Source organism: Ureibacillus chungkukjangi, assembly GCF_044795995.1.
Taxonomy (GTDB): Bacteria; Bacillota; Bacilli; order Bacillales_A; family Planococcaceae; genus Ureibacillus; species Ureibacillus chungkukjangi.
This window is the reverse complement of sequence record NZ_CP085009.1, coordinates 3,559,139-3,584,309: the sequence shown is the minus strand read 5'-3', so window position 1 is coordinate 3,584,309 and position 25,171 is coordinate 3,559,139. Positions and strand designations below refer to the sequence as shown.

At 34.4% G+C, this 25,171-nt stretch carries 24 protein-coding genes; 17 read left to right on the top strand and 7 right to left on the bottom strand.

From position 1 onward, the window contains the following. Positions 1–230 precede the first annotated feature (230 nt). Positions 231–1,085 (top strand): MurR/RpiR family transcriptional regulator, encoded by an 855-nt coding sequence (locus tag LG296_RS17690; protein WP_107934764.1) that lies wholly within the window; start codon positions 231–233, stop codon positions 1,083–1,085. A 281-nt stretch (positions 1,086–1,366) separates the two neighbouring features. Then, entirely contained in the window at positions 1,367–2,290 is a 924-nt protein-coding gene (locus tag LG296_RS17685) for a manganese-dependent inorganic pyrophosphatase (protein WP_107934765.1), read from the top strand. A gap of 268 nt (positions 2,291–2,558) precedes the next feature. On the opposite strand, the gene LG296_RS17680 is transcribed toward LG296_RS17685, so the two are convergent. Next, positions 2,559–3,938: an FAD-dependent oxidoreductase gene (locus LG296_RS17680; RefSeq protein WP_107934766.1), complete on the bottom strand. Its 1,380-nt coding sequence runs from the start codon at positions 3,936–3,938 to the stop codon at positions 2,559–2,561. Between the two features lie 197 nt (positions 3,939–4,135). Here LG296_RS17680 and LG296_RS17675 point away from each other — a divergent pair, with 197 nt between their 5' ends. The 10 genes from LG296_RS17675 (at position 4,136) to LG296_RS17630 (ending at position 11,838) form a co-directional block, all read left to right on the top strand. Beyond that, entirely contained in the window at positions 4,136–4,840 is a 705-nt protein-coding gene (locus tag LG296_RS17675) for a DsbA family protein (RefSeq protein ID WP_107934767.1), read from the top strand. A gap of 153 nt (positions 4,841–4,993) precedes the next feature. Further along, on the top strand, positions 4,994–5,632 hold the full coding sequence (locus LG296_RS17670) for an FMN-dependent NADH-azoreductase (protein ID WP_107934768.1): 639 nt from the start codon (positions 4,994–4,996) through the stop codon (positions 5,630–5,632). Positions 5,633–6,086: 454 nt separating this feature from the next. After that, a complete protein-coding gene (murB, locus tag LG296_RS17665) occupies positions 6,087–7,007 on the top strand; it encodes a UDP-N-acetylmuramate dehydrogenase (protein WP_107934769.1) in 921 nt (306 codons plus the stop codon). A gap of 84 nt (positions 7,008–7,091) precedes the next feature. Beyond that, the gene (locus LG296_RS17660; RefSeq protein ID WP_107934770.1) at positions 7,092–7,853 is read left to right on the top strand and encodes an exodeoxyribonuclease III; all 762 of its coding nucleotides are present in this window, start codon (positions 7,092–7,094) and stop codon (positions 7,851–7,853) included. 25 nt (positions 7,854–7,878) lie between these two features. Continuing rightward, positions 7,879–8,163, top strand: a complete 285-nt coding sequence (locus LG296_RS17655) for a late competence development ComFB family protein (protein ID WP_107934771.1) — start codon at positions 7,879–7,881, stop codon at positions 8,161–8,163. Positions 8,164–8,316: 153 nt separating this feature from the next. Continuing rightward, complete coding sequence (gene mntR / locus LG296_RS17650) at positions 8,317–8,727, top strand: transcriptional regulator MntR (RefSeq protein ID WP_107934772.1); 411 nt, start codon at positions 8,317–8,319, stop codon at positions 8,725–8,727. A gap of 38 nt (positions 8,728–8,765) precedes the next feature. Continuing rightward, entirely contained in the window at positions 8,766–9,620 is an 855-nt protein-coding gene (locus LG296_RS17645) for a S1 RNA-binding domain-containing protein (protein WP_107934773.1), read from the top strand. A gap of 161 nt (positions 9,621–9,781) precedes the next feature. Then, positions 9,782–10,696 (top strand): DUF1002 domain-containing protein, encoded by a 915-nt coding sequence (locus tag LG296_RS17640; protein WP_107934797.1) that lies wholly within the window; start codon positions 9,782–9,784, stop codon positions 10,694–10,696. Between the two features lie 93 nt (positions 10,697–10,789). Continuing rightward, on the top strand, positions 10,790–11,071 hold the full coding sequence (locus LG296_RS17635) for a GNAT family N-acetyltransferase (RefSeq protein WP_107934774.1): 282 nt from the start codon (positions 10,790–10,792) through the stop codon (positions 11,069–11,071). Between the two features lie 476 nt (positions 11,072–11,547). Next, positions 11,548–11,838, top strand: coding sequence for a hypothetical protein (locus tag LG296_RS17630; protein WP_181417998.1), 291 nt, complete (start codon positions 11,548–11,550; stop codon positions 11,836–11,838). A gap of 41 nt (positions 11,839–11,879) precedes the next feature. Here LG296_RS17630 and LG296_RS17625 read toward each other — a convergent pair whose 3' ends face one another. From LG296_RS17625 to LG296_RS17615, 3 genes are all read right to left on the bottom strand, one after another. After that, the gene (locus LG296_RS17625; RefSeq protein ID WP_107934775.1) at positions 11,880–13,688 is read right to left on the bottom strand and encodes an LTA synthase family protein; all 1,809 of its coding nucleotides are present in this window, start codon (positions 13,686–13,688) and stop codon (positions 11,880–11,882) included. Positions 13,689–13,879: 191 nt separating this feature from the next. Next, on the bottom strand, positions 13,880–15,400 hold the full coding sequence (locus LG296_RS17620) for a succinate CoA transferase (RefSeq protein WP_107934776.1): 1,521 nt from the start codon (positions 15,398–15,400) through the stop codon (positions 13,880–13,882). 346 nt (positions 15,401–15,746) lie between these two features. Beyond that, positions 15,747–16,397: a LytTR family DNA-binding domain-containing protein gene (locus LG296_RS17615; RefSeq protein ID WP_107934777.1), complete on the bottom strand. Its 651-nt coding sequence runs from the start codon at positions 16,395–16,397 to the stop codon at positions 15,747–15,749. Between the two features lie 599 nt (positions 16,398–16,996). Here LG296_RS17615 and LG296_RS17610 point away from each other — a divergent pair. From LG296_RS17610 to LG296_RS17600, 3 genes are all read left to right on the top strand, one after another. Further along, positions 16,997–17,791, top strand: coding sequence for a helix-turn-helix transcriptional regulator (locus tag LG296_RS17610; RefSeq protein WP_107934778.1), 795 nt, complete (start codon positions 16,997–16,999; stop codon positions 17,789–17,791). Between the two features lie 215 nt (positions 17,792–18,006). After that, complete coding sequence (gene yidC, locus LG296_RS17605) at positions 18,007–18,804, top strand: membrane protein insertase YidC (RefSeq protein ID WP_107934779.1); 798 nt, start codon at positions 18,007–18,009, stop codon at positions 18,802–18,804. A 179-nt stretch (positions 18,805–18,983) separates the two neighbouring features. Beyond that, positions 18,984–19,832, top strand: a complete 849-nt coding sequence (locus LG296_RS17600; RefSeq protein WP_107934780.1) for a D-alanyl-D-alanine carboxypeptidase family protein — start codon at positions 18,984–18,986, stop codon at positions 19,830–19,832. A 51-nt stretch (positions 19,833–19,883) separates the two neighbouring features. Here the strand turns inward: LG296_RS17600 and cls are convergent, their stop codons facing one another. Together cls and LG296_RS17590 are read right to left on the bottom strand one after the other, a co-directional pair. Beyond that, positions 19,884–21,338: a cardiolipin synthase gene (gene cls, locus LG296_RS17595; RefSeq protein WP_107934781.1), complete on the bottom strand. Its 1,455-nt coding sequence runs from the start codon at positions 21,336–21,338 to the stop codon at positions 19,884–19,886. Between the two features lie 76 nt (positions 21,339–21,414). Then, positions 21,415–22,224: a YwqG family protein gene (locus LG296_RS17590; protein WP_193768057.1), complete on the bottom strand. Its 810-nt coding sequence runs from the start codon at positions 22,222–22,224 to the stop codon at positions 21,415–21,417. A gap of 498 nt (positions 22,225–22,722) precedes the next feature. Here LG296_RS17590 and LG296_RS17585 point away from each other — a divergent pair, with 498 nt between their 5' ends. Next, the gene (locus LG296_RS17585) at positions 22,723–22,854 is read left to right on the top strand and encodes an Lmo0850 family protein (protein ID WP_248283773.1); all 132 of its coding nucleotides are present in this window, start codon (positions 22,723–22,725) and stop codon (positions 22,852–22,854) included. A gap of 80 nt (positions 22,855–22,934) precedes the next feature. Here LG296_RS17585 and LG296_RS17580 read toward each other — a convergent pair whose 3' ends face one another. Then, entirely contained in the window at positions 22,935–24,122 is a 1,188-nt protein-coding gene (locus LG296_RS17580) for an FtsW/RodA/SpoVE family cell cycle protein (protein WP_107934783.1), read from the bottom strand. Between the two features lie 278 nt (positions 24,123–24,400). On the opposite strand from LG296_RS17580, the gene LG296_RS17575 reads away from it, so the two are divergent. Then, positions 24,401–25,150 carry a hypothetical protein gene (locus LG296_RS17575; RefSeq protein WP_107934784.1) on the top strand — a complete coding sequence of 250 codons (750 nt, stop codon included), beginning with the start codon at positions 24,401–24,403 and terminating at the stop codon, positions 25,148–25,150. Positions 25,151–25,171: the final 21 nt, after the last annotated feature.

The following is a 25,171-nucleotide window of genomic DNA, read 5'->3' as shown; positions in this document are numbered from 1 at the left end:
TTCATAAAACTTGAATCAGTTTTTTTATTTGCGTATAATCGTAATTTATCGATAAAACATAACTGGATTAACTAATTTTGACAAAATTTCGACTTTTTCGGTTTAGTGCGTTGAAGTTTTTTCTGAAAAATCATTGTATTCAATTAATCTTAGTGATAATATCAGTTATTAAATTAGTATATGTATGTTAACTATTTATTAATAAATAAATAGAGGAAGTGGGGGCTAAAATGAGCTTTTGTAATCAAATAAAAAAAAGGTTTATTCGTCTGTCTAGAGGTCAGCGTAAAGTAGCTCAGTTTATTATTGACAACCCAAATGTTATAGCTACTCATATAGCTTCTGATGTTGGAAAGCTAATAGGGGTTAGCGAATCTACAGTTATCCGATTCTGTTATGCAATGGAATTATCGGGATTTTCAGAGCTACAACAAAAAATTAAAGCAGACCTAACAGGAGAAGAAATTACAGTTGAAGAGTCAAATCAGAAAGCTGCTAAGAAGAATGTAAACCTGCTAAATGAGGTAATGAACCGAGATGTAGCCTGTATATTAAATACCATTAATCTGACAAATGAAGAACAATTTGATCAAGCAATTAAATTATTGCACCAATCAACTTCTCTTTATGTACTTGGTTTAAGACAATCTTCACCTTCAGCAAGCTTCTTCACCTGTACATTAAGCAATTATCGAAAGCATGTGAAGCAAATTCAGCCAGAACCAGAAAACATAGTGAAGCAAATCGGCACTATGGAAGAAAATTCATTACTATTTGTTTTAGCGCTTGAAGAACTTGACGAAGATGCTTTCAAGATAACGAAATGGGCAAAAAGTAGAAATGTAAAGGTAATTGCGATTACTCATTCAAATATCTCAGCAATTAGAGACTATGCAGACATCATGTTTACAGTTGGGGCACAAAAAAATGCACTAGCAGAAACAATAACTGCCGCACATTCATTAATCCATGCATTAGTCGAAGGAATGGTAGCCCAAAACAAAAAGGAATATAAAAACTTCCAAAAAGCAAACGCACAATTCGATAATAATTACCTCTATCTAGAAAAAACACTGTATATTTAAATACACTGCACAGAGCGTATTCGTAAATTGCGGGGGCATTTACGAATGCGCTTTTTTACAGAGGAAGTCAGCCAAAGAACGCTGCATCGTGCAGCAAAGGCTGACTGACCCACATCGTGTGGGCCCAAGTGAAATGGGCTCGTCCAGCTCCGAAAATAGCGCCAAGTCAATAAGTGGGAAAAACTAGAATAATAATCAACTTCATTTTTCTATTCACAATATTGTGTGATAAAATAAACTCGAAATAATTGAACTTTAGGATTAATGGGAGGCCACATTTAATGAGCAAAGTATTAGTTTTCGGACACAAAAATCCAGATACAGACACAATCACATCAGCAATTGTTTATGCATATTTAAAACAACAGCTAGGTGTTGATGCAGAGGCAGTAAGATTAGGTGAGGTAAATAATGAAACATTATATGCATTAGAGAAATTCGGTTTCGATTCACCTCGTTTAATCAGTAATGTGGCAGGCGAAGCAAGTGAAGTAATTTTAGTGGACCATAACGAGCGTCAGCAATCTGCTGATGGCATCGAAGAAGTAAAAGTGACGGAGGTAATTGACCACCACCGTATCGCAAACTTTGAAACATCAGATCCATTATACTATCGTGCTGAACCAGTTGGTTGTACTGCAACAATCATAAATAAAATCTTTAAAGAAAATAATGTTGAAGTACCATCTAATATTGCAGGGCTAATGCTTTCTGCAATCGTTTCAGATACTTTATTATTCAAATCACCAACTTGCACAGAGCAAGATGTACAAGCTGGAAAAGAACTAGCTGAAATCGCGGGCGTTAATGTAGATGAATACGGTTTAGCTATGTTAAAAGCAGGTGCTGACCTTTCAGATAAGTCGTTAGAAGATCTACTTTCACTAGATGGAAAAGAGTTTACTTTTGGTGAAGCAAAAGCCGTTATCGCTCAGGTAAATGCAGTAGACGTAAATGACGTATTAAACCGTAAAGATGAATTAGTTAGCTTATTAAATAAAAACATTGAAGAAAATGATTTAAGTCTATTCTTCTTTGTTGTAACAGACATTCTAAACAACAATTCAACAGCTGTAGTAGTAGGGAAAGTTGCTGAAGCTGCTGCAAAAAGCTTCGGAAAAGAATTAGTAAACGATTTAGTAGATTTACCAGGTGTTGTATCTCGTAAAAAACAAATCGTTCCTGTATTAACTGAAGGACTATAAAAATAAAAGGTTGACCCAAAAGTCGTTGGAAAATAACTTTTGTGGTCAACCTTTTTTATTAGAAATTTCATCAAGGGAATGAACAGCATAGTGGGAGCGGAATAGAACTGGAATGCATTTCATCGAACAAATGAACAGCATTATGCAAGCAACCCAGCATCTCAACGAGTTTCACCAACCAAATGAATTGCATCGCCAAGTAAAACTTTTCCCAAGTGCATTTCATCAATCAAATAAGTCCCCTGACACCTCCAAATCATTTTCACTGTTATTTCTTAAGCTTCAACGGGTAAACGGCTGGACCTTCAATTACGTTCCCTTCCTTATCAAAGCGGGAACCATGGCATGGGCAGTCCCAAGTTTCGTCCCCTTTATTCCAACGCGTTTTACAGCCTAGATGTGTACATTTTGGAGCTTCCATTCTTGTTAAATAGCCTTCTGCTAAATTGGCTGTGACAAAGCCAATGGTACTTAACCCTTTTAAGAGATTCTTGCCAAATTGATCCCGTGTTGGACTATATAGTTTTGCTGCTTTGTGATTTTCGTGGGTGATTAAACTCGATAATATTTCTCCTGCAACAAGGGAGTTTGAAAGTCCCCATTTTCTGTAGCCAGTTGCAATATAAAGGTCGGGAGTGTCCTCGGAAATCTGCCCAATATAAGGAACTAAATCTGGAGTATTAGGGTCTTGCGCACTCCAAAGGAAAGGGGGCTCCGATAAATTAAAGGTAGTCTCCATCTCCTCCTTTAATGTTTCGTAATAGACCTCTGTATCTTCAACCTCTCCCGCAGTGTGACTACCGCCCCCGTAAATAAGGTAAGGGGTATCGCCAATTAATGCAGTCCGGACAGTATGTGAAGAGCTTTCAACTGACAGGTACTGCCCCTTTAGTAAATCGGTAGTTTTAGAGGCCATTAAATAGGAACGGTCGATTGAAAGCTTTGTTGTAATTAGTCCTTTGATAGACTCGATTGGGTAGTGCGTGCATAACACTAATTTTTTGAAGGAAACCTTCGAATCGTTGTCGGTTAATACGAACTTCTCATCAATTTCAATCTTTGTTACGCGACTATTTGCATAGACTGAAGCACCGTTCTCTATTGCCAGATTTAAAAAATGGGTGGCAAACTTAGTTGGATGAATTTGTGCCGTGTTCTCCATTTTAAGTGCAGAGGTTACATCGAACGGTAGCTCTGTTTCTGTTGTTTCAACACCTGGGATATTTAACTCGTTATAGGCATATAACTCTTTATCAATCGTTTGCTTACCGGAAGCCGTTGTAGCATATAAATAAGAATCCACTCGTTCAAAGGTATCCTCTGAAGCAACCTCTAATGCGGAATCGATTGCATTTTTATTTGCCTCATAATAGGTAAAGACCTCCTCAGTAGAAAAGTATTTTATTAGCTTCGAAAAAATAACTCCATGCTGAGGCGTTAGTTTACCAGTAGAATGTCCAGTCGTGCCAAAAGCAAAAGCTGGCTTAGCCTCGAGTAAAACAACATTAACTCCTTTTTTTGCAAGGAGATATGCCGTGTAAATTCCGGACAATCCGCCCCCAACAACACATACATCACAATTTATTGAAGCCGATAAAGTAGGTAATATAGGTGCTTCAACATTTTTTAACCATAGAGAATTTTGCATACTTGCCTCCAGTTTATTTATATTTGTACAAAGAAAAGCTTGAAACGAATAATATAAGGCAACAAATTTTACTATTATGGTGAAATTGGTCATTTTCATAAAGTATTGGAAAAAATCAATAACTATATTCAATGAGCACTTTGATTGTGGGAAAATTATTTCACACTTAAAATGAAGGAAAGAGGAGGAGTTGCATAGTGAAAGTAGAAGTATGGTCAGATTATGTTTGTCCATTTTGTTATATAGGAAAACGTGAATTAGAGCGATCAATTAAGGATTCTGGGTATGAAGGGCAGATAGAGGTAGAGTTAAAGAGTTTTTTACTTGACCCTACTACACCTGTTGATACAAACAGATCCGTTTATGCTAGCTTAAGTCAAAAATTTAATATATCAGAAGAGCAAGCTAAAGAGATGACGAAAAATGTGAGCGAGCGTGCAAAAGAAGTTGGTTTAGATTACAATTTCGATATTATGAAGGAAGCAAATACAACTGCGGCGCATCGATTAGCAAAATGGGCCGAAACAAAAGGGAAAGGCTCGGACTTAAGTGAGAGACTTTTACAGTCATACTTTTTAGAGGGTGGCGCAATTGGTAAACCGGATGTATTACTAGGCCTGATTGAAGAAGTAGGACTTAATCTTGCAGAGGCACGTGAAGTGCTAGAAAGTAACCAATATAGCGATGAAGTAGAAAATGACATCGAAAAAGCACAAAGCTTGGGTGTTCGTGGTGTTCCATTCTTTGTCATTGACAACAAATATGGGATTTCGGGTGCTCAGCCAAAAGCTATATTCGACCAAGCAATTTCAAAGGCTGCAGAAGAAGCAGGTTTAAAGCCGAAATTAAAAATGGTTGGGGAAAATGGAATTATTTGCACCGATGGGCAATGTGATATATAGAAGTTACATTTTCTTCTAATTATTATAGTTCTGTAATATAATATCATTCAAAAGTATGAGATAAATTATCTTGAAATAGCAATTCAACTCCTTTAACATTATTCCTAGATCTTTATTTTTAGATAAAGAATAAGATTAAAGGAGTTTTTTATTATGACAAATGTATTAGTAATCAAAGCAAATAACCGCCCAGATGGCGTTTCAACTAAGATGTACGAAGCATATATAGAAGAAGCAAAAAAAGTAGAGGGTGTAGATTTAACAATTTACGATTTATTTAAAGAGGATACACCATATTTTGGACAAGAATTATTTGATGCTTTTGGTAAATTGCAGGCAGGCGAGGCATTGACGGAAGTTGAATCTAATCTATTAGCAGCAAAACAAAAAGCGATGGATGCAGTAACTGCAGCTGATGTAGTGGTGCTTGCTTTCCCACTTTGGAACTTGACAATTCCAGCAAAATTACAAACGTTCATCGATTATGTTTACTCGGCAGGATTTATGTTTAAATATTCTACGGATGGACAAATGATTCAGTTATTAACAGACAAAAAATTTGTAGTATTAAATGCTCGCGGAGGTTTCTATTCTTCTCCTGAAGCACAACCGATGGAAATGTCAGTTAACTACATTAAAAACGTATTTGGTGGAGTTGCAGGAATGACATTGCTTGATGAAGTAATCATTGAGGGACATAATGCAGATCCAGGCAATGCCCAAGAAATTATTTCTGAAGGTATTGAACGCGTAAGAGCTTCAGCACAAAAATTAGCTACTGTAAATGTGTAATCTTTTGAAATCCCCCGCCTACTAAAAGGCTGGGGATTTTTCATTTTACTAAAATGAATAGAATCATAAGTAACTTCATAAAATCTTGAAGTGAAATAGCCTTGGCTGCTGATGTATTACTAATAACCTTTGTATGTAAAGCTGCGCTTACCATTTATATCAAAATATAGAATGGTACATTAATCCTGGTATGGGCATATACTAATTTCATTCGGAACTTTATAAGTATATTGTACTGCTTTAGTTAAGGTTGGGGAAAGGAAAGTCCAAACCAAATACCTGTTCGTGGTCAATGCTCTTTTTAAAGAGATAGGAGAATCGCTGGAGAAGAGTGCTACATGAAGTTGAGAAATGGTCACAATGTTGAAGAAAATAAGGTCATGTATCACTTGTCAAAAAGCTTTTAATTACCCATACTAAAAAAGAGTATGTAGTAGAAAGGAAATTTGCTTTTATGACAATTAAGCGATGGGCAGAAGAGTTAGCTCAAATAGTTAATCCTAGTAATATTAAGACCAATGAATCTTTAAAAACATATACAATGACTAAACTTGGGGGCAGTGCAGATGTATTTGTCCTACCTGAAACAGAAGAAGAAGCAGCGGCAATTGTAAAATATGCACACCAAAATGAGGTTCCTCTATTAATGTTAGGGAATGGTTCTAACATGGTTGTGCGTGATGGCGGTGTACGTGGAATTGTTATTTCATTTACTAAGCTCGATGAAATCCGTATAGACGACGAGAAAATCTATGCACAAAGCGGTGCACTCATTAAAGAAGTATCTAGACTAGCAGCAGTAAATAGCTTAACAGGCTTCGAATTTGCATGCGGTATACCTGGCTCAGTTGGTGGAGCTATGGCTATGAACGCCGGAGCATATGGCGGAGAGATTAAAGATATCATTATAGACTGTACGGTTTTAACTAAAGAAGGCGAACGAATTGTTCTCTCTAAAGAAGAACTAGAGCTTAGCTATCGAAAAAGTATTATTGCAAAAAAAGAGTATTTTGTATTATCTTCAAACTTCCAGCTTAAAAAGGGAGACCAAAAAGAGATTGATGAATTAGTTGCTGATTTAACATATAAACGAGAATCCAAGCAGCCTTTAGAATACCCATCAGCAGGTAGTGTGTTTAAACGACCACCAGGATACTTTGCAGGCAAATTAATTCAAGATAGTGGCTTGCAAGGTAAAGGCGTTGGCGGTGCGGAAGTATCAACAAAGCATGCAGGATTTATTATTAACAAAGGAAATGCAACTGCAACTGACTATATTGAGACAATTGAGATGGTTAAACGTACCGTTAAAGAGAATTTTGATGTAGAGCTAGAATTAGAAGTGAAAATTGTTGGTGAAGATGTAACAAATTAAGATTATGAAGGCGCCTCTCAATGTTGGAAGGCGCTTTACTTCATTCAAAAACATATTAGAACATATACATAGTGAGGTTTGTAAATGAAATTTATATCATGGAATGTTAATGGCATCCGTGCCTGTGTAAAAAAAGGCTTTAACGAATATTTTAATGAGGTCGATGCAGATTTTTTCTGTATTCAAGAGTCGAAATGTCAGGATGGACAAATTGAATTACCGTTTGAGGGGTATCATCAATATTGGAATTATGCTGAGAAAAAGGGCTACTCGGGGACTGCAATTTTTACAAAGCATGAACCAATAACAGTTAGCTATGGTGTTGGAGAAGAAGAAAGTGAATCAGAAGGACGTATTATTACATTGGAATATAACACATTCTATATAGTAAATGTATATACACCTAACTCTCAACGCGATTTAGCTAGATTACCAAAACGTCTTGATTGGGAAGATAGGCTTTCTCAGTATTTAAAGGAATTGGATACTAAAAAGCCTGTTATTTATTGTGGAGATTTAAATGTTGCCCACGAAGAAAAGGATTTGAAAAATGCAAAATCGAATATTGGAAATTCGGGTTTTACTTTTGAAGAACGGGGTAAAATGACAGAGTTACTTCAATCCGGGTTTACGGATTCGTTCCGCTATTTTAACCCTAAAAGAGAAGATGCATTCACTTGGTGGTCTTATATGAGTAAAGTACGTGAACGTAACATTGGTTGGAGAATCGATTACTTCATCATTTCAAATCGACTAGTGGATCAGGTTCTTAAAACAGATATTCATGGACATGTATTAGGGAGCGATCATTGCCCGATACTATTGGAAATAGAGCTTGATTTATAAAAATATATGTAGGTAGGCGAAATCTTTGTCAAAGCCAATATTATTAAATGTAACAGAAGAAATTGTGCAGGGTCTTGTAAGGTTTTTGTTACATAGCCCTGACTATCAAACATTTTGCGATTGTGATTTCTGTCAAATGAATATTTCGGCAGATGCTTTAAATCATTTGCCGACTTATTATGTATCAACTAGTGCTGCTAGAGAAGAAGCGTATCTTACATTAAAAACACCCGAGCATATCGAGTTAATAAATAAAAAAATAATCGTAGCAATCCATACAGTTGGAAAAAAACCTAACCATACAATCTAAAATGTCCAATTAGTCCTTCAAAGACTTTTTGGACATTTTTCTTCAAGTTTAATTTAAATACAAGATAACCCCCCTGCTTATTGTTTTAAGTTACCTTTTTAGGGAGTGTTGTAGTAAAATTAAACTGATATTTTGAAAGTGAGGAGACTTGTTATGCCAACACCTAGTATGGAGGATCATATCGAGCAAATTTATTTGTTAATCGAAAATAAAGGATATGCGAGGGTGTCGGACATAGCTGAAGCATTATCTGTTCTTCCTTCCTCAGTAACAAAAATGGTGCAAAAATTAGATAAAGACGGATATTTAATATACGAAAAATATAGAGGACTTACATTAACATCAAAGGGTGAAAAACTAGGTAAACGTCTTGTTAAAAGACATGAATTACTTGAGCAGTTTTTAAGGCTAATTGGCGTAGATGAGGAACGTATATATGAGGATGTTGAAGGAATCGAACACCATTTAAGCTGGAATTCAATCGATCGAATAGCTGACCTAGTCCAATTGCTAGAAGAAGATACACAACTAGTTAAAAGATTAGAAGCAATGAAAGAACAATAAAACACTTCAGGATTTAAAAGTGGAAAGGAAAAACAAAATTGAGCGAATTACAATCAGGTCAAGTTGTTGAGTTAACAGTATTAGAGGAGCAAGGGTCAAAGTGGATATTAACAGATGGTCATGTAGAAATCCCTTTAAATAGTTCTGATATATTAACGCCTCTAGTGGCAGGCGAACGAGTAAAGGTTTTCTTATATGCAGATCGTCGTGGCAATTTACAAGCAACAACAGCTATTCCAGCGATCCTACAGGGTGATTATGGCTGGGCTCGAGTTATCAAGGTAACGAAAGAGGGAGCATTTGTTGACATCGGTTCATCTCGAGAAGTTTTAGTAAAAGAAGAGGATTTACCTCCATTAGAAAGTGTATGGCCAGAGGTTGGAGACCATCTCTATTTAACATTACGTACAGATCGCAATGGGGATTTATTTGGCCGTTTAGTAACAGAAGAAAAGGTGAACGAAATATATGAAGGCGCCTATGAAGAAATGCATAACAAAAATATCAAGGCACGCCCTTACCGTTTATTACCTGTAGGAGCTTTCTTACTTGGAACGGAAGAACCATATCGAATTTTTGTTCATAATACCGAAATGGAAGCTGAGCCAAGACTTGGTGAAGAAGTAGAAGTACGAGTTATCGCGGTAAAAGAAGATTCATCATTAAACGGCTCTTTACTTCCTCGAAAGCATGAAAGACTAGGACAAGATGCCGAGGCGGTATTTGCATACTTACAAAGCGTTGGTGGGAAAATGCCATTTGGTGACAAGTCTGCACCAGAAGAAATAACTGAAATGTTCCATATGAGTAAAGGTGCCTTTAAAAGAGCGCTAGGGACGTTGATGAAGGCCGGTAAGGTTAAGCAACAAGATGGTTGGACAGAAATTTTATAGAGAATAAGAATAAGCTGTGGCCAGTCATTAATATTGTGTCACAGCTTACTTTGTTCATAAAGCTAATGTTTACAATTTGAAATCAAGAGAAGGACGGATTGGAACCTTTTACTTTTTTTTACGTACTAATTGTTGAAAAACATAAAAAGGGGATGCTTGGGATGAAACAAAAGTATTTATCGATTATCACAGCATGGTTATTTATAGTTTCAATTATTATGCCAATGAGTGCCTTGGCTGCTGATAATAATAGCCAAAATGCTATAAATGAAAAATTAGGAGTACCAATTGTCGTTTACGGAGCAAATTTATCCGAGGAAGAAAAAGCAGTTGTAAAAGATGCGCTACAAGTAGACAAGGATCCAGAGGTAGATGAAATCACAGTTTCTGGTGAGGATTTAGTTAAATATATTAGTGCTAGTAACCCAAGTTCGAGAATGTATTCTTCTGCAAAAATCACTCGTGAAGAAAAAGGAAAAGGACTTATCATTAGTATTGTTACACCAGATAACATTACTCAAGTAACATCTGAAATGTATGCTAATGCAATGCTAACGGCGGGAATTGAAGATGCAACAGTGGAAATTGCTGCACCCAAAGCTGTAACTGGTCACTCTGCACTTGTTGGTATATACAAAGCTTACGAGGTAAAAACAGGTGAAACATTAGATACAGAACGTACAGATGTAGCGAATGAGGAGCTTTCTGTAGCAACTCAAATTGCCGAAAATGCGAATATAAGTGATGAACAAATCGCAGAATTATTAACAGGGATTAAACAACAAATTGCTGAGTTAAATCCTGCTACAAAAGAAGAGGTAGAACAAATCGTTGTAGATCAATTAGCAAAGTTAAATATTGAATTAAGTGAGCAAGATCGTCAAATATTAGTGGACCTAATGAATCGTATTAGTCAGCTTGATATTGACTTTTCAAAGCTATCAGACCAATTATCTGATTTAGCAACAACATTTCAAGATAAATATGGAGAGCTACTTCAAGATGAAGGCTTCTGGAACGGTGTGAAGGACTTCTTTAATAAGTTAATTGATACAGTTTCATCGTGGTTTAAGTAGTATTAAGTATGAGGGAATTTGTGTTTGAATAAGCGAATCATTACCATTAGTTACCTAACTATGATATATTTTTAGCAAATGGGAGGGATGAACATGGATTTTAAACTAATTGAAAAAAGTCCAAAACATTTTGCGTTTGAGTATGTACAAGAAGGGGAAAAACTAGCTGAAATTGAATGGGTAGAGAATAATCATATTATGGATATGAACCATACCTATGTTTCAAATGCGTTGCGAGGTCAAGGGGTAGCAAAAAAATTGCTAGACAGAGCAGCTGATTATGCTAGAGAGAATGATTTGAGGATGAATGCTATCTGCTCATATGTAGTGTCTGCATTTGAAAAAAGTGAAGCTTATAATGATATTAAAGCATAATAAAAAATGAGTACCTAATTGTAGCTTTACTACAATTAGGTACTTTTTTGTACAGATAAAAGTAAAAACAAAAATAAGCTTAATCGCATTTTATAACGATTAAGCTTATTTAAAAGGGGCAATTTAATAAAAAAAAGTAAATCCATAAATAAATGTAGTTAGAAGTGTTGAGGCAACAATAAGTGAAGTGACCTCTTTCCAATCATAAGTAATTTCTTTGTTATTCATCAGCAATATTTCCTCCTTAAATTATATTTTGGTTTTAAACTATATCTTAGGAGCGTACACTAGTTTGAATATTGGTAAATAAACTTTTAACTATTAATATTAGATATTCATCAAATCCAAAATTATTCATTTTTGAGCTTTGAATTTTATTCTTTCCACATTTTGATAGAATCTAAACAAGAAAATAAAGTTTAAATGAGCTATTTTAGGGAAATATAAACTATAACACTTTTATGGAGGGGATAATGATGGCAAAGCTTAAAGGAAAAGGTGTTGTAATGACAGCATTAGTCGCTGGTGCAGCTTCATTTTTAAGTAAAAAGAAAAATCGTGATTATACGGTTAAATTTTTAAAAGACATGAAGGCACAATTCTTTGGTTCGCATACAAATAATAAATATAACTCATTAAAAGAAATTGCAGAAACAGCAGCAGGCCCTACATCTACAAAAATCCGAGAAAACAACTTTATCTCTGAAGGTGGAGGACAAACCGCTCTAGCCTATTACAATGAAAGCGATCAAAAGCAGGTTCATTAAAATAGAAAAAACGACAACTATTTTGGTTGTCGTTTTTTCTTTTAATCGAAAAGGTATTTTTTTGAGTATTGTTTGCCGAATAGTAAATCGTATTGTATCATCTCATACATTTCTTCCAATTCTCGCATATCGGCAGGGGTTTCACTAAATAATTCACCGTTTTTATCAACCTTCACTGAATTAATATAGCCGGGTAATTGTGTAGCATAATTTTTTAAGAACTGATAATATTTTGGCATTTCTAAACCAGCATTTTCAAAGATAAAAGGAGATAGAAACGCAGGGCTTAATAGTTCTGGTATTTCAATCGAATGTCCAAAATTTCTCCAAACTAATAATGGTGTCTGCCTCGTAAGGTACTGTCCTTCCAAGAACGAGCTTTCTTTATTAAGGTAGCCGGTTTCGTTGTATACAGCCATTTCTGTACCTAGTGAAGGGAGATGATCTCCAAACAGAACAATAAGAGTGGGCTCCTTGCTATTGTTAAAATAATCAATCATTCGACTTAATTCATAATCTGAGTCAGAGATGCCGGTTGCATAGGTTTCAATCATCCCTTTGGTACTGTCAGAGAATTCATTTTCCACTATTATAGAATTTTCTTCATATAGATCCGTAACATAAGGACTATGGTTTTGCATAGTCACAGCATATACAAAAATTGGCTCTTCTTTCTCCTCAACTTTACTGATGATTTCATTAGTAATGGTTGCATCTCCGATATATTGGCCTTTAATAGGTGAGTCTGCTAAATCCTCACCTGATATGAAATCGTCAAATCCTAATAAATCATAGACATTTTCTCGGTTCCAATACCAGCCGTGATATGTGTGTAGAGCAAATGGATAGTATCCTATATTTTCAAAAACACTAGCCATAGAGGGTGTTTCTTTCTTGATGTATTGCTGATAAGCACTAGAGCCACTAGGTAAAAATACATTCGATAGACCTGTTAATGCCTCGAATTCTACACTTGAAGTCCCACCGCCAAAAGTAGGGGATAGAAGTGTACTGTTCATATAGTGACGAATGGTAGGAAGTGGATCTTTATTAAATTCAACTGATTTGAGTTTAGTAATATCAAAAAGAGATTCACTCATAACAATAATTACATTGGGCTTTATATTGTTTACAGGATTTACATCTATATCGATAGAATCTGCAATTTCTTTAATGGCTTTTTCTGAATAGCCCTTTGGTTTTTCGATAAACACATCAGGCATGTATAAAACAAAAGATAAGATTAAGCCATTTATCGTTACATTAGTTTTAGGGGTAGAAAGGGCATTGCTGATTCCATACTTTGCAAATACTTGCTTAGTTGGAGCTTTGTCATTCAGTGTAAAGCCGACTATGACTAGTAAAGAACAAATAAGCAAAATGACTCTTGGTATCCACTTGGCTTTATAGTTAGGCATAAATTTACAGAATAGAACTAACAGAGCTATTAAAATAATTAATAAAAATAGGTATTTTAAATCTACAACCTTCGCTACTAAGGGAAGTAAGTCTACTAGTTGTTCGTATAAGAATAAATCCCAAGGGTATAGAGGTTCATTTAATATTTGGAGCTTATAATAATTGACTACATTCATCAAGGTGAAAACTATGAATGTAATGGACAAAGAGATGGAAATATTATTGAAAACACTATAAATCAATAATTGGACCGACAAAATTAGTAGATAAGTAAAGAAGATTACCCAGAATTTATTATTCCCTAGCCATTGAAGTACAACGGCTAAATCTCTTGAATATAAATATTGAAAGAGAATAATTTCTATAGCTGGTGCTAGAAGGAATAACACTACTAATAAAATAAGAAGCCAATGTTTTTTGATAACAGTCAATAATATCAACTCTTTTCCTCAATTAACGTATTAATTGTAAATAGGTTATTTTCTAAAATTAACAAAATATTAACAATTTTTAAGATATTATAACATTAATGTAAATTTTGGTATATGTAAAGTTAGAGTGGAAAGCTTTTATATTAAAAAAAGGGTAGCCTCACATAAGTGAAGCTACCCTTTAAATGCAATTAAGCTTTTGTAATTTCTTTTTTCATTGTTTTGTTTTTAGCAAGGTTTACATGCCAAGAAAGAGCTTCCTCTAAAATGTGAGGAGTTTGAGCATTGTTTGTTGCTTCAACTGCGCGGTTGTAGTAATCCCATAATTGCTCTTTGAAATCTGGGTGTGCACAGTTTTCAATGATTAAAGGTACACGTTCTTTTGGAGCTAGGCCACGTAAGTCAGCAATACCTTGTTCAGTAACGATAACATCCACATCATGCTCAGTATGGTCTACGTGAGATACCATTGGTACGATTGATGAAATAGCGCCACCTTTAGCATAAGACTTAGTTACGAAAATACCTAGTCGAGCATTACGTGCGAAATCTCCTGAACCACCGATACCGTTCATCATACTAGTTCCACTAACATGCGTTGAGTTAACATTTCCATAAATATCTAACTCTAAAGCAGTGTTGATAGAAATTAAGCCGAGTCGACGGATAACTTCTGGGTGGTTAGAAATTTCTTGTGGACGTAAAACTAATTTGTCCGCATATTTTTCAAGGTTTCCGTAAACTTTTTTCTGAAGCTCTTCAGAAATTGTAATTGAAGTAGCAGCAGCGAAGCTTACTTTACCAGCATCGATTAAATTGAATACAGCATCTTGAAGTACTTCAGATGCAACAACTAAATCTTCAAATTCTGAGTTGGCAAATCCGTCTAATACAGCATTTGCTACAGAACCTACACCTGATTGAAGTGGCATTAATTTGTTAGTTAAGCGACCTTCTTTAATTTCGTTGCGGAAGAAGTCTAATAAAATGTTTGCCATATCTTGAGTTTCTTCATCTGGTGGTACGATTAGTGAAGGAGCATCTGGCTCTTCAGAAATAACGATTGCTTTAATTTTAGCAGGATCAACTTTTATACCGATATCACCAATACGTTTAACAGCATCAGTCATTGGGATTGCTTCACGCTCTCCTTGTGGTCCTGGTACATAAATATCGTGAATACCGATTAAGCTCTCTGGATGAGCAATATTTAGCTCGATAATAATGTTTTCTGCATACTCAGCAAAAATTGGTGAGTTACCTACTGAAGTTGTTGGAATGATTAAACCATCTTCAGTAATTGCAGCAGCTTCTAAAATTAAATGCTTGATTGGTCCGATAATACCTTGGCGAACTAATTCAGCGTTGTGAGAAAGATGAGCATCTACATATAGAATGTCACCAGTGTTAATTTGAGTACGGATACCTTTATCGCCTTGGAAAGGTCCGCGCTTGCGAATAACTCCAGCTCCAGCTAAGAAGTTATCCACTTCTGGTCCAAGAGAAGCACCAGTATATACATCAATTTTGAATTTTTCATTTTTTGCACGTTCAACTAACGCCATTGGGACAACTTTCGCATCACCAGCGCGAGTGAAACCACTCATACCAACTACATCACCATCATTAATAAGTGCAGCAGCTTGTTCTGCAGAAACTACTTTATTTAATAATTCTTTCAAACCTAAACGTTTTTCAACACGTGGATCCATAAAAAAAATCCTCCCCTATATTAGAAAGTAAAGAGAAAACTGTTTGTTATTTTCTATTAACTTAGTTGAAATAAATTTCAACTTGTATAATGTATAATAGCATTGAAATGTCACAAAATCTCCATAAAACGCATGAAAGTGCTTAAAAAATGTTTTTTCGAGAAAAATATAGATATTTCGATTGATATAGAAACCCGTAAGAGAAAAAAGAGAAATTAGACGGTGTATAAATATACAAATGACCTTTGCACAATGTGCAAAGGTCGATATAATAAAAAGTTTATAATCTTATATTAAAATAATTTAAAGCTGTGCTAATAAAAGCCCATAAATTAAAAAACTGTTATTAGAAGCCTAGAGAACGGCGGAAATAGCTAGCATAACGCTGACTCACCGGAATTCTTGTACCATCCTTCATAATAAGTAGGAAAGTTGAATGTGAATCTGGTTGAATTTCATCAATATAGTCAATGTTCACAATGTAAGAGCGGTGACAGCGAATAAATGAATCAGGTGCTAAGAATAACTCTAAATCACTTAAATTTAAACGGTGATATCCTTCGCGTCCCATTGTTTTAACAAAAGTTTTTCGTAATTGTGTTTCAAGATAAATTACTTGGTCGTGTTTGATAGGGTACCAACAATCATCAATTTTAATGGTAATGTAGTTTGTTAAAAATGGTGACGGCTTTTGAGGGAAGATTGCTGTAATAGCACCTTTTGTTTCTCCTTCTTCTATAAGAGGAATACTCATCCCATAGTAAGGAACTCCAAATACATCAGACTCGATGTATGTATTAATTTTTTGACCATAGGATAGTGCTTTGTGTGCTGCAGAGCCATCTTTTATAGGATCGCCTGGCTTAATTTTTAAATCTACCTTTTTACTAGGCTGATAATATAAATATTCATTTGTATCCGATATTGCAATCGACGTATTCTCCGGAAAGAAATCTTTAATAATCTCCATGATTTCTTCTATTTGCTTTGGTTCCAATTTAAGACACCTCATTTTGTATACATTTTATATCATATAACATCTATTTTACTACAGTTTGTAATAAATAAAATAGAGAAGATTACCGGCAAGCACGCTAATTTTCTGCAAATATAAAAAATACATTCTTATTTTTGTCACTTTTTATTGTTTCCAATAAAAATAGCGTACCGTATACTAATAGGAAAGTGCAGGTTTCATGTATCCTTAGTATTTAGAATTTATATAGAAAGTATGCTGAAATTTGCCATTCTTTATTAGAAAACTTAGCTTTGTTCGAGCTAAAATGATAAAAAGTCCTTAGGTTAATAAGACAAACTGTTAAACTTTCCTATATGTATAAAATAGAGTTTGAAAATATGCGAAATTATGGTAATATTCACTTTAGTCATACATAATTAATTCTTTATTCTTATTAGTAGAATAATTTAAGCTAAATTTTTAGCAAAAAATACTCATTAAGTCAGTTATTTCATAGAAAAATCTATTAAAAAAACTATATTCTTTAATTAATTTAGGTTATATTACAGTAGTCGATGTGTATTGTTGTAGAATATAACAATATTGCAATTGTATTCTGAAGAAAGATGGGGTAATTTATGCAGCTATTTCCACATTCAATATCTGAAACAATTTCTAAAAGGTACTTTCAAGAGATTGATAGTATAAATCAATATAACGGGATTGAAGATTTTTATAATATTGAATCTAAGCTGTTATTTGAAATCTTTCACTTAGAGTCGGCAAAAGCAAAAAAATCTTTGCACGAAATAATAGATATTTTATCAATCAGATTCGGAAAACAAGTAATCAAAGTGGTAAGAAATTATTTTGTAATCCTTTCATCAATTGTTGCTCGCAAGCTTTTAGATAATCAAGTACCTTCAAAAAAGGCATTTGCTTTTAATCTTGCCTGTGCGGATATGATAGAAAACAATATGAAAGATGCAGAGTTCTTGCAATTTGCTGATGATTTAGTTGATTTTTACGTTTACTTTATAGCAGATCGAAAACAGCCAACCTTTAGACACCAAACAGTAAATAAGGTAATTATGTACATAAATGATGAGCTTGAAAATGATTTAACAGTAGAAAGAATTGCTCAAAAATTTCATATAAGTACTAGCCATTTATCTAGAATATTTAGAGAGCATGTTGGCATAACATTAGTAGAGTATCTAAATGTTAGAAGAGTAGAAGAATCACAATATTATCTTCGTCATACAAATAAAAGTATTACGTCAATATCTGATCAATTCCATTTTTGTAACCAAAGCTACTTCACAAGAATATTTAAAAAATATACAGGTGTAACACCGAAGCATTTCCGTGATGAGCTACATCATGAATTCTACCGCTTTGAAATTCCGGAAGTTGAGTATGAAAACGTATAATGCAAAGTTGATGCAGCATGCAGATTTTTTGGTAAATAGTGAAATGCTTATACTATGATGCGTCATCAACTCGACCAAAATTGGTCGAGTTGTATTTTTCTAATAACCTTATTCTTGTCATTAATATAGTTTCCTATTATATGACCTCGTATTTGATATTCATAAAGTTATTACTGTATACTTCAATTTAGCTAAATAAAATAGTAGGTGGAAAAATGAAAAAACTGAAACTTTTTTCAATGCTAGGCCTTATGCTGTTCGTGTTAACAGGGTGTCAAGCTGTTGAAAATCAGGAAGGCTTCTTTTATAGTACGTTTGTTAAACCGATGAACTGGTTATTAGAATTCTTAGGTAATGATTTGTTTAACGGAAGTTACGGTTTAGCAATTATCGCAATCACAATTGGCGTTCGTTTAATCTTAATGCCGTTCATGTTAAAAAATTACCGTTCACAATCGGCAATGAAATCCAAAATGGATGTTGTAAAACCGAAAATGGACGAGATCCAAGAACGATTAAAGGCTGCTCAAACAAAAGAAGAACAAATGGCAATTCAACAGGAAATGCTAAGCTTATATCGTACAAATGGAATCAATCCTTTAAATATGGGTTGCTTACCAATAGTTATCCAAATGCCAATCATTATGGGATTATATTTTGCAATACTTTACTCTGATGATGTAAAATCACATGAGTTTTTATGGTTCAATTTAGGATCACCTGATATCTTAATGACAATAATTGCTGGTATCGTATACTTTGTACAAGCGAAAGTGTCACTTTGGACCGTTCCTGAAGCTCAAAAGGCTCAAATGAAGTTAATGATTTATATCTCGCCAATTATGATCGTGTTTATCTCATTCACATCTATGGCTGCACTGCCTTTATATTGGTCGGTAAGTGGTATACTGCTAATTCTTCAAACGTATATTGGAAGAAAGTATTTCACTGATCATCCAGCAAAGCCTGTGCCAGAAGCAGGAACGGAAACAGTTTCTTTAGATAAAAAATAATCTAAAAAGTCGGGGTCATATGCCTCGGCTTTTTGTTATCTACGGTAATTTAAATACGTTATCTAAAGATTATAATGCTCGCAATAGGTGACTAGAATTTTTAAGAAAAATAATACAGTCAAACGGGGAAAACAGTGCTAAAATTAAAGCATTGTATACGGAAAGAGGCTTATACGATTATGAAAAGAACTACAACTTTCGGTAATAAGAATAATAGCAAAAAGAAATACATATGGATTAGTGCTAGTGTAGTAGTTATTATAGCTGCGGCTATTGGGGTGTTTTACTATTTCAATCAAAGTAACTTTAACCTCCAAACAGTTGAACCAGCTCCGGTTGAAGATGTAAATGAACAAAATGCAAACCAAGAAGATACTACTAAAATTGAAGAGGATAATATAAAGCCTACAGATGAAGCAAAAACACCTAATACAGAAGACCAACAGGCCGAAACAGAACAGCCTATTACAAATAACGGTTATATTGAGGGGCAACAATTGCCAACAGAGCCTACATTTGTTGAGGGGGTTCTATTAGCAAATAAAAAGTATCCGTTACCAAGTACTTTTGCTCCAGGGGAAAGTGAAGAGGCGCGTAAAGCCTTTGAACAAATGGCAACAGATGCTAAGGTTTCTGGTTTTGATCTTGTAGCATTTAGTACTTATCGTTCTTTTGAATATCAAGATACACTTTATAATAATTATGTAAGTCGCGATGGGCAAGATAACGCAGATCGCTATAGTGCAAGACCTGGATACTCTGAGCATCAGACTGGATTAGCTTTTGATATCGGTGAAAAAGGGGAAGAGGATTTATGGTTAACTGAAGAATTTGGTGAAACAGAAGCTGGGAAATGGCTAGTTGAAAATGCACACAAATACGGCTTTATCCTCCGATATCCACAAGGGAAAGAAGCCATTACAGGATATATGTATGAATCTTGGCATTTCCGATATTTAGGTGTCGATGTTGCCACGAAAGTGAAAGAATCAGGTGTCACACTAGAAGAATACTTAGGTGTTGAATAGAAAAAAGGATGACGATTAAATGCGTCATCCTTTTTTATTAGAGCGAGTAGATTATAGAATTGGTGTTAATAATCGAGAAATAGATTCTTTAAATTTAATGATACCTGCCCGATTCTCATATTTTTCAAGCGTTAGCTCTGTGCAATCTAATATATCCTTTTCGAAAATTTCTGCTAGTTGATGGGAAAGTGTCCGATCGTAAATAAAAGCATTCACTTCAAAATTCAAACTAAAGCTTCGTACATCAATGTTAGCTGTGCCCACTGTTGAAGCTTCATCGTCAATAACAATTGATTTAGCATGGATAAATCCTTTTTCATAAATGAAAATTTTAGCTCCAGCACGTAATAACTGGCCAACATAAGAATAGGTAGCCCAGTAAACAAACATATGGTCAGGTTTGTTAGGAATCATAATGCGTACATCAATTCCTGAAAGTGCAGCGATTTCAATAGCGTTTAAAAAGCTATTATCAGGTATGAAATAAGGAGTTTGGATGTAAATATAACGCTTTGCGCTCATAAGTAATTTCAAATACCCATTTTTGATGGCAGGAAATTCTGTATCAGGCCCACTTGAAACGATTTGAACAGCAATATCGCCCTTTTTCGGAATTGCAGGGAAGTAGCGTTCAGAATAGATAATATTATTATCGCTTGCTTGGTTCCAATCGAGTAAAAAGCGAGTTTGAAGAGGGTGAACAGAACTCCCTTCAATACGTAAATGGGTATCTCGCCAATAGCCAAATTTTTTATTTAATCCTAAATATTCGTCTCCAACATTAAACCCGCCGATATAACCGATGCGTCCGTCAATAATGACAATTTTACGGTGATTTCTAAAGTTTAATCGAGGATTGATAAGGGGGAAAATAGAAGGGAAGAAGACCTCTATCTCTCCTCCAAGTTTAAGGAGAGACTTGAAATGCCTCTTCCTCAAGCCTCGTGAACCCATTTCATCATAAAGAATCCGAACCTTTACACCTTGCTGTGCCTTCTTTAAAAGAGCTGTATAAATACGTTTTCCTAAATTATCTAATTTGAAGATGTAGTATTGTACATGGATATGATCTTTTGCACTCTCAATATCCTCAAGTAAGTCCTCGAATTTTTTAGCCCCATCATCGTAAAGCTGAACATCGTTATCTTGCGTCAGAACAGAGTCGCTTGTTTTTAAGTTCATGTGAATCAAACTTTTATATTTTCCAACCTCATCGAACCTGAAATCCAGTGAATTTTCTTCAAGGGCCTCGATTTGATAAGAGATTAGTTTATCAATCCCAATATCTTTTTGTCCCTCCCAGCGAAACAAATGCTTTTTACGCATTGGTCGACCAAGCAACAAATATAATATGAATCCGGCTAGCGGCAGAAAGAAAAGTACAAGTGTCCAAGCCCATGTTGCGGAAGGGTCTTTTCTTTCTAAAAAGATCACCATAATAGCAAGAACGATATTTAATATGAGAATAATCGGAATAACAGATATGGTATTGAAGAAAATACTCATATAACTGCACCTACTTTATTTTTTATAAAATAATTATAGCTTAACAAGTGAATGAATTGTAGTATTGCAGCTAAAATCAGAACTGTTCAGCGATAAAGTAAACAGACGAAAAATCTAAGTCTTTAAGAGCTTGCTGATTGATGAAAAATTTTAAAATACCAGAATCACCATACATAATCCCTTGCTCGTCATTCGAAACGATTTGCAATAACAAAGTATCGAATTTTTTTAGGAATGTTGAATCCTTTCTTGTATCATATTCAATAAAATATGGATAGCCACCTAATTTGTGTTCGGCAGCAAGAAAGTTTTCAAAATAGATATCCTCAAAGGTTCTTCCATCATCACTTATAACTTCACGTCCAAATTGTGAAGCTTGCAAGAGATGTTCTCTTCTATAATCAAATACAGAAACTGGCTCAAGTTTTCCGTAAAAATCTAGCTTCATTTCCTTTTGGATTGTAGAATCGCTGTTAATATTCAAATAAGAAAAACTTATTTTCAATTGGTCTTCGTTTAAAACTTCTGGAAAGTAACGAATTTTGAAATCTTGTTGAAAGAGCAATTCCACTTTTGCCTCAATCGGATGGTTAAATTTATTCGAAATGAAAAATTGTAACAGCCCTTTATTAGGAAAAAGGGGGCTGGAAGGTAATTGTGCAAAATTTATTTGAGCCAATAAGGGCATAAATTCATTGTTTGTATCTTTTGGACACAAATGAGACTTAGGTAAATAGGGGTATCCTGCAAGCTTGCTTTCGGTTAAAGAGGGGGTTCCATCGGTAGGGGTAAGCCATAAAGAGCTTACTACTGATGACTCAATTTCGTTTCGAAAATATTCTAGTTCATTTGGTAAGTAGATTGAATTTGAATTTTCTCTTTGCACTCTTTTACCTCCAAAAACTATCGGACTTCGCAATTTCATAATGCATTATGAATGCACAACATGAAAGCATTAGCACTTTAATATACGCAATGCTTTAGATATTCATGTACTTATTAGTTAGAAATATCTTTGTATCTAATTATCTATATAATTGTTACCCTTATTTTTAAATAATAAGTAAGAAATTGAAAAGAAAAATTTAGGAGAAATTAGTAAATGTGAACAAAATGTGACTTTTTATTTTGATGTTTGATTTGATTGATTAAAGGTTATAATTCCTTTAGTAGCAAAGATTGAAACAAATTTTTCTTGGATATTTAATAAAATGAAATGCTATTTAGTTGACATTTTCAAAGTTGTAACATAATTGAAAAATATTAGGCAAGGCAAGCATGTTATTATAGACATAAGAATTATTAAGTTAGAGCTATTTAATTTGAAACTTTTAGGCAGTTAATACGTTATTTATAATATATAAAGAAGGTTAGGTGGATAAGCATGACGAAGGAAGTAGACTTAAAGAAAATTGTTTCAAATTTATCTAAATTAGGTGTTACTGCAACCATTACAAAATCCCGTCTTGAATTACTAAAAGTATTAACACCACCAACTCAAACACCACAAGTATAAAATAATAATGAGAATTAGCATAAGAAAATCCCGACTAGAAATGGTCGGGATTTTTTCGGTAGGCTTATAATTTTAAAGTGTTACTCGTCGTCATCATTACTTGCAAACATATATGATTTATAATGGTACTTCATACTGAATACTAAGCCGATTGCTAGGGCATTACCCATTAGGGAACTACCGCCATAGCTTATAAATGGTAGCGGAATACCAGTAATCGGTAAAAGCTGAATCGTCATTCCAATATTTTCGAACACGTGGAAGGTAATCATTGCTATTATTCCTGCACAAACGTACGTACAGAAAGGATCCTTTAAGGTTAATGTCAATTTTGTTAAATGATAAATTAACAGGAAGTATAGACATATTACAAAGCTTGCTCCGATGAAGCCCCATTCTTCTCCAATTACCGTAAATATAAAATCTGTATGACTTTCTGCTACATATACTTCACGGTCTAAATACCCTTTACCAAAGATTTCACCAGACCCAATGGCATTTAATGAAGTGATTAAATGATATCCAGAGCCAGACGAATAAGAGTATGGATCTAACCAAGAGTAGATACGGGCAAACTGATATGGCTGCAAGCCGAATTTATCCTCTAGGAATTCCTGCATATATAGAGCCATCCAAAGTAAAGAGCCGCCTATAGCAACGGCAGATGCGAATACAGGTAGAATAATTTTCCATGAGACACCTGCTACAATGATTAATGCAGCAGTAATTGCCAAGAATACTAAGGAAGAACCTAAGTCCGGCTGCATCATGATAAATGTTAAAGGAATAAGTAAAGTTATCGCGATTTTACCTAATAAAATAAAGTCTGATTTAATGCTTTTTATAAAATATTTTTCATGGTGCTTACTAATGACCCATGCCATAGCAAGAATGTAAAAGGTTTTCATAAATTCAGAAGGCTGAATGCTTCCGATTGGCGTTGAAAACCAGCTTTTTGCCCCGTTACGCTCGATAACAGGACCACTTTCTGATGCGGGAATAACAGCTAAAAGAATCAATAATACAATACCGAAGCCATATAAATACCATGCCATTTTCTTATATTGGTCAGGATCGAAATAAATTACAAATGCGACAATGATGGCAAAAATCACGTAATTTACTAATTGCTGCAATACGAAGTTTGAAGCATATTGTCCAGTTGTCTGTGCAGAAGAAATAGCTAACAAACTAACGATAAGAAATAATAAAATAATTAAAGCAAGCTTCCAATCAAAACGGCCTGCGAAGTTTTGGTTATTTTCCATTTTATTTCACCTAATTAATCTTAAAGATTTTAGAAAAAATTTTCGAACTTGTACATTTTACTTTAACATAGAAATGAATAAAAGGGGACTATCGTATCTATGTTAAAAAGGTGTAAGATATTGGCTGAAGCTATTCTAACAAACAGCTAATTTTTTGCTCTTATTTTCATAAATACTTGGAGTGCGTAAAGTTACGACGAAATGGAAATGAAAATGTTTCAAATTTATAAGTTACATCATATAATAACTATTGTATTGAATTATTGGGGAGTGAGCCTATGGCAAGAAAACAAAAAACTGCGGATGATTTTATGCATCATTTGTTTGTACATATGAATGATGTTGATCATTTTGTGATATACAGTGGCCTGACGTTAAAGCAGTTTGTTAGCTCAGTCGACCCAATACCAAATTTATTATTATTAAAACATGGCTACGATGACGGATCATTCAATATGCATACGCAGTTTGACTTCATACCCATTGATGAATTACCGAAATTTGTTAAGGAAATGGATGATGCTGATGGTGATTTATGCTGGATTGATTTTGCAAGTGAGAAGGATGTTAATCAGTTAACTGCAATTGAACAGGCAGAGCTACTTTACATGAGTCATAAGAAAGAGCCTATCTATACTCCGTTTTATTCTAAGCTACAAAATCGGTATGTGTACTATTCATCCGAAAATGACAAGTTAACAAAGGTTTATTATAGGTATTTAAATGATTCGGAATATCTTGTTACTAATTTATTTAATCAGCTGATAAAAGAAAAAGAAGGTAACGGTAGTTTTTGGCGTAGAAAATCAAAGGATACGATTCCCACTTTAGATCCGGTAGTATTAAAGGCATATCGACCATTTATAAAAGAGGGTGCCTTGTTATCTCTGTACAAAATGGAGAAACAAAATAACTGTTATGGTGTTGAAATACGTACTCTTTCTGACTATGATTATCCCGATGAGGTTTGGGATGATTTAGACATTATAATAAAACAAAACTACGATGAACTAATCAAAATCACTTAAAACTTTCTGTCATAGCACATT

Bases quoted from the DNA above. Each gene is read 5' to 3' on its own strand.
- LG296_RS17690 (WP_107934764.1), top strand. From the start codon at position 231: ATGAGCTTTTGTAATCAAATAAAAAAAAGGTTTATTCGTCTGTCTAGA.
- LG296_RS17685 (WP_107934765.1), top strand. From the start codon at position 1,367: ATGAGCAAAGTATTAGTTTTCGGACACAAAAATCCAGATACAGACACA.
- LG296_RS17680 (WP_107934766.1), bottom strand. From the start codon at position 3,938: ATGCAAAATTCTCTATGGTTAAAAAATGTTGAAGCACCTATATTACCT.
- LG296_RS17670 (WP_107934768.1), top strand. From the start codon at position 4,994: ATGACAAATGTATTAGTAATCAAAGCAAATAACCGCCCAGATGGCGTT.
- murB (WP_107934769.1), top strand. From the start codon at position 6,087: ATGACAATTAAGCGATGGGCAGAAGAGTTAGCTCAAATAGTTAATCCT.
- LG296_RS17660 (WP_107934770.1), top strand. From the start codon at position 7,092: ATGAAATTTATATCATGGAATGTTAATGGCATCCGTGCCTGTGTAAAA.
- mntR (WP_107934772.1), top strand. From the start codon at position 8,317: ATGCCAACACCTAGTATGGAGGATCATATCGAGCAAATTTATTTGTTA.
- LG296_RS17640 (WP_107934797.1), top strand. From the start codon at position 9,782: ATGAAACAAAAGTATTTATCGATTATCACAGCATGGTTATTTATAGTT.
- LG296_RS17635 (WP_107934774.1), top strand. From the start codon at position 10,790: ATGGATTTTAAACTAATTGAAAAAAGTCCAAAACATTTTGCGTTTGAG.
- LG296_RS17630 (WP_181417998.1), top strand. From the start codon at position 11,548: ATGGCAAAGCTTAAAGGAAAAGGTGTTGTAATGACAGCATTAGTCGCT.
- LG296_RS17620 (WP_107934776.1), bottom strand. From the start codon at position 15,400: ATGGATCCACGTGTTGAAAAACGTTTAGGTTTGAAAGAATTATTAAAT.
- LG296_RS17610 (WP_107934778.1), top strand. From the start codon at position 16,997: ATGCAGCTATTTCCACATTCAATATCTGAAACAATTTCTAAAAGGTAC.
- yidC (WP_107934779.1), top strand. From the start codon at position 18,007: ATGAAAAAACTGAAACTTTTTTCAATGCTAGGCCTTATGCTGTTCGTG.
- LG296_RS17600 (WP_107934780.1), top strand. From the start codon at position 18,984: ATGAAAAGAACTACAACTTTCGGTAATAAGAATAATAGCAAAAAGAAA.
- cls (WP_107934781.1), bottom strand. From the start codon at position 21,338: ATGAGTATTTTCTTCAATACCATATCTGTTATTCCGATTATTCTCATA.
- LG296_RS17585 (WP_248283773.1), top strand. From the start codon at position 22,723: ATGACGAAGGAAGTAGACTTAAAGAAAATTGTTTCAAATTTATCTAAA.
- LG296_RS17580 (WP_107934783.1), bottom strand. From the start codon at position 24,122: ATGGAAAATAACCAAAACTTCGCAGGCCGTTTTGATTGGAAGCTTGCT.
- LG296_RS17575 (WP_107934784.1), top strand. From the start codon at position 24,401: ATGGCAAGAAAACAAAAAACTGCGGATGATTTTATGCATCATTTGTTT.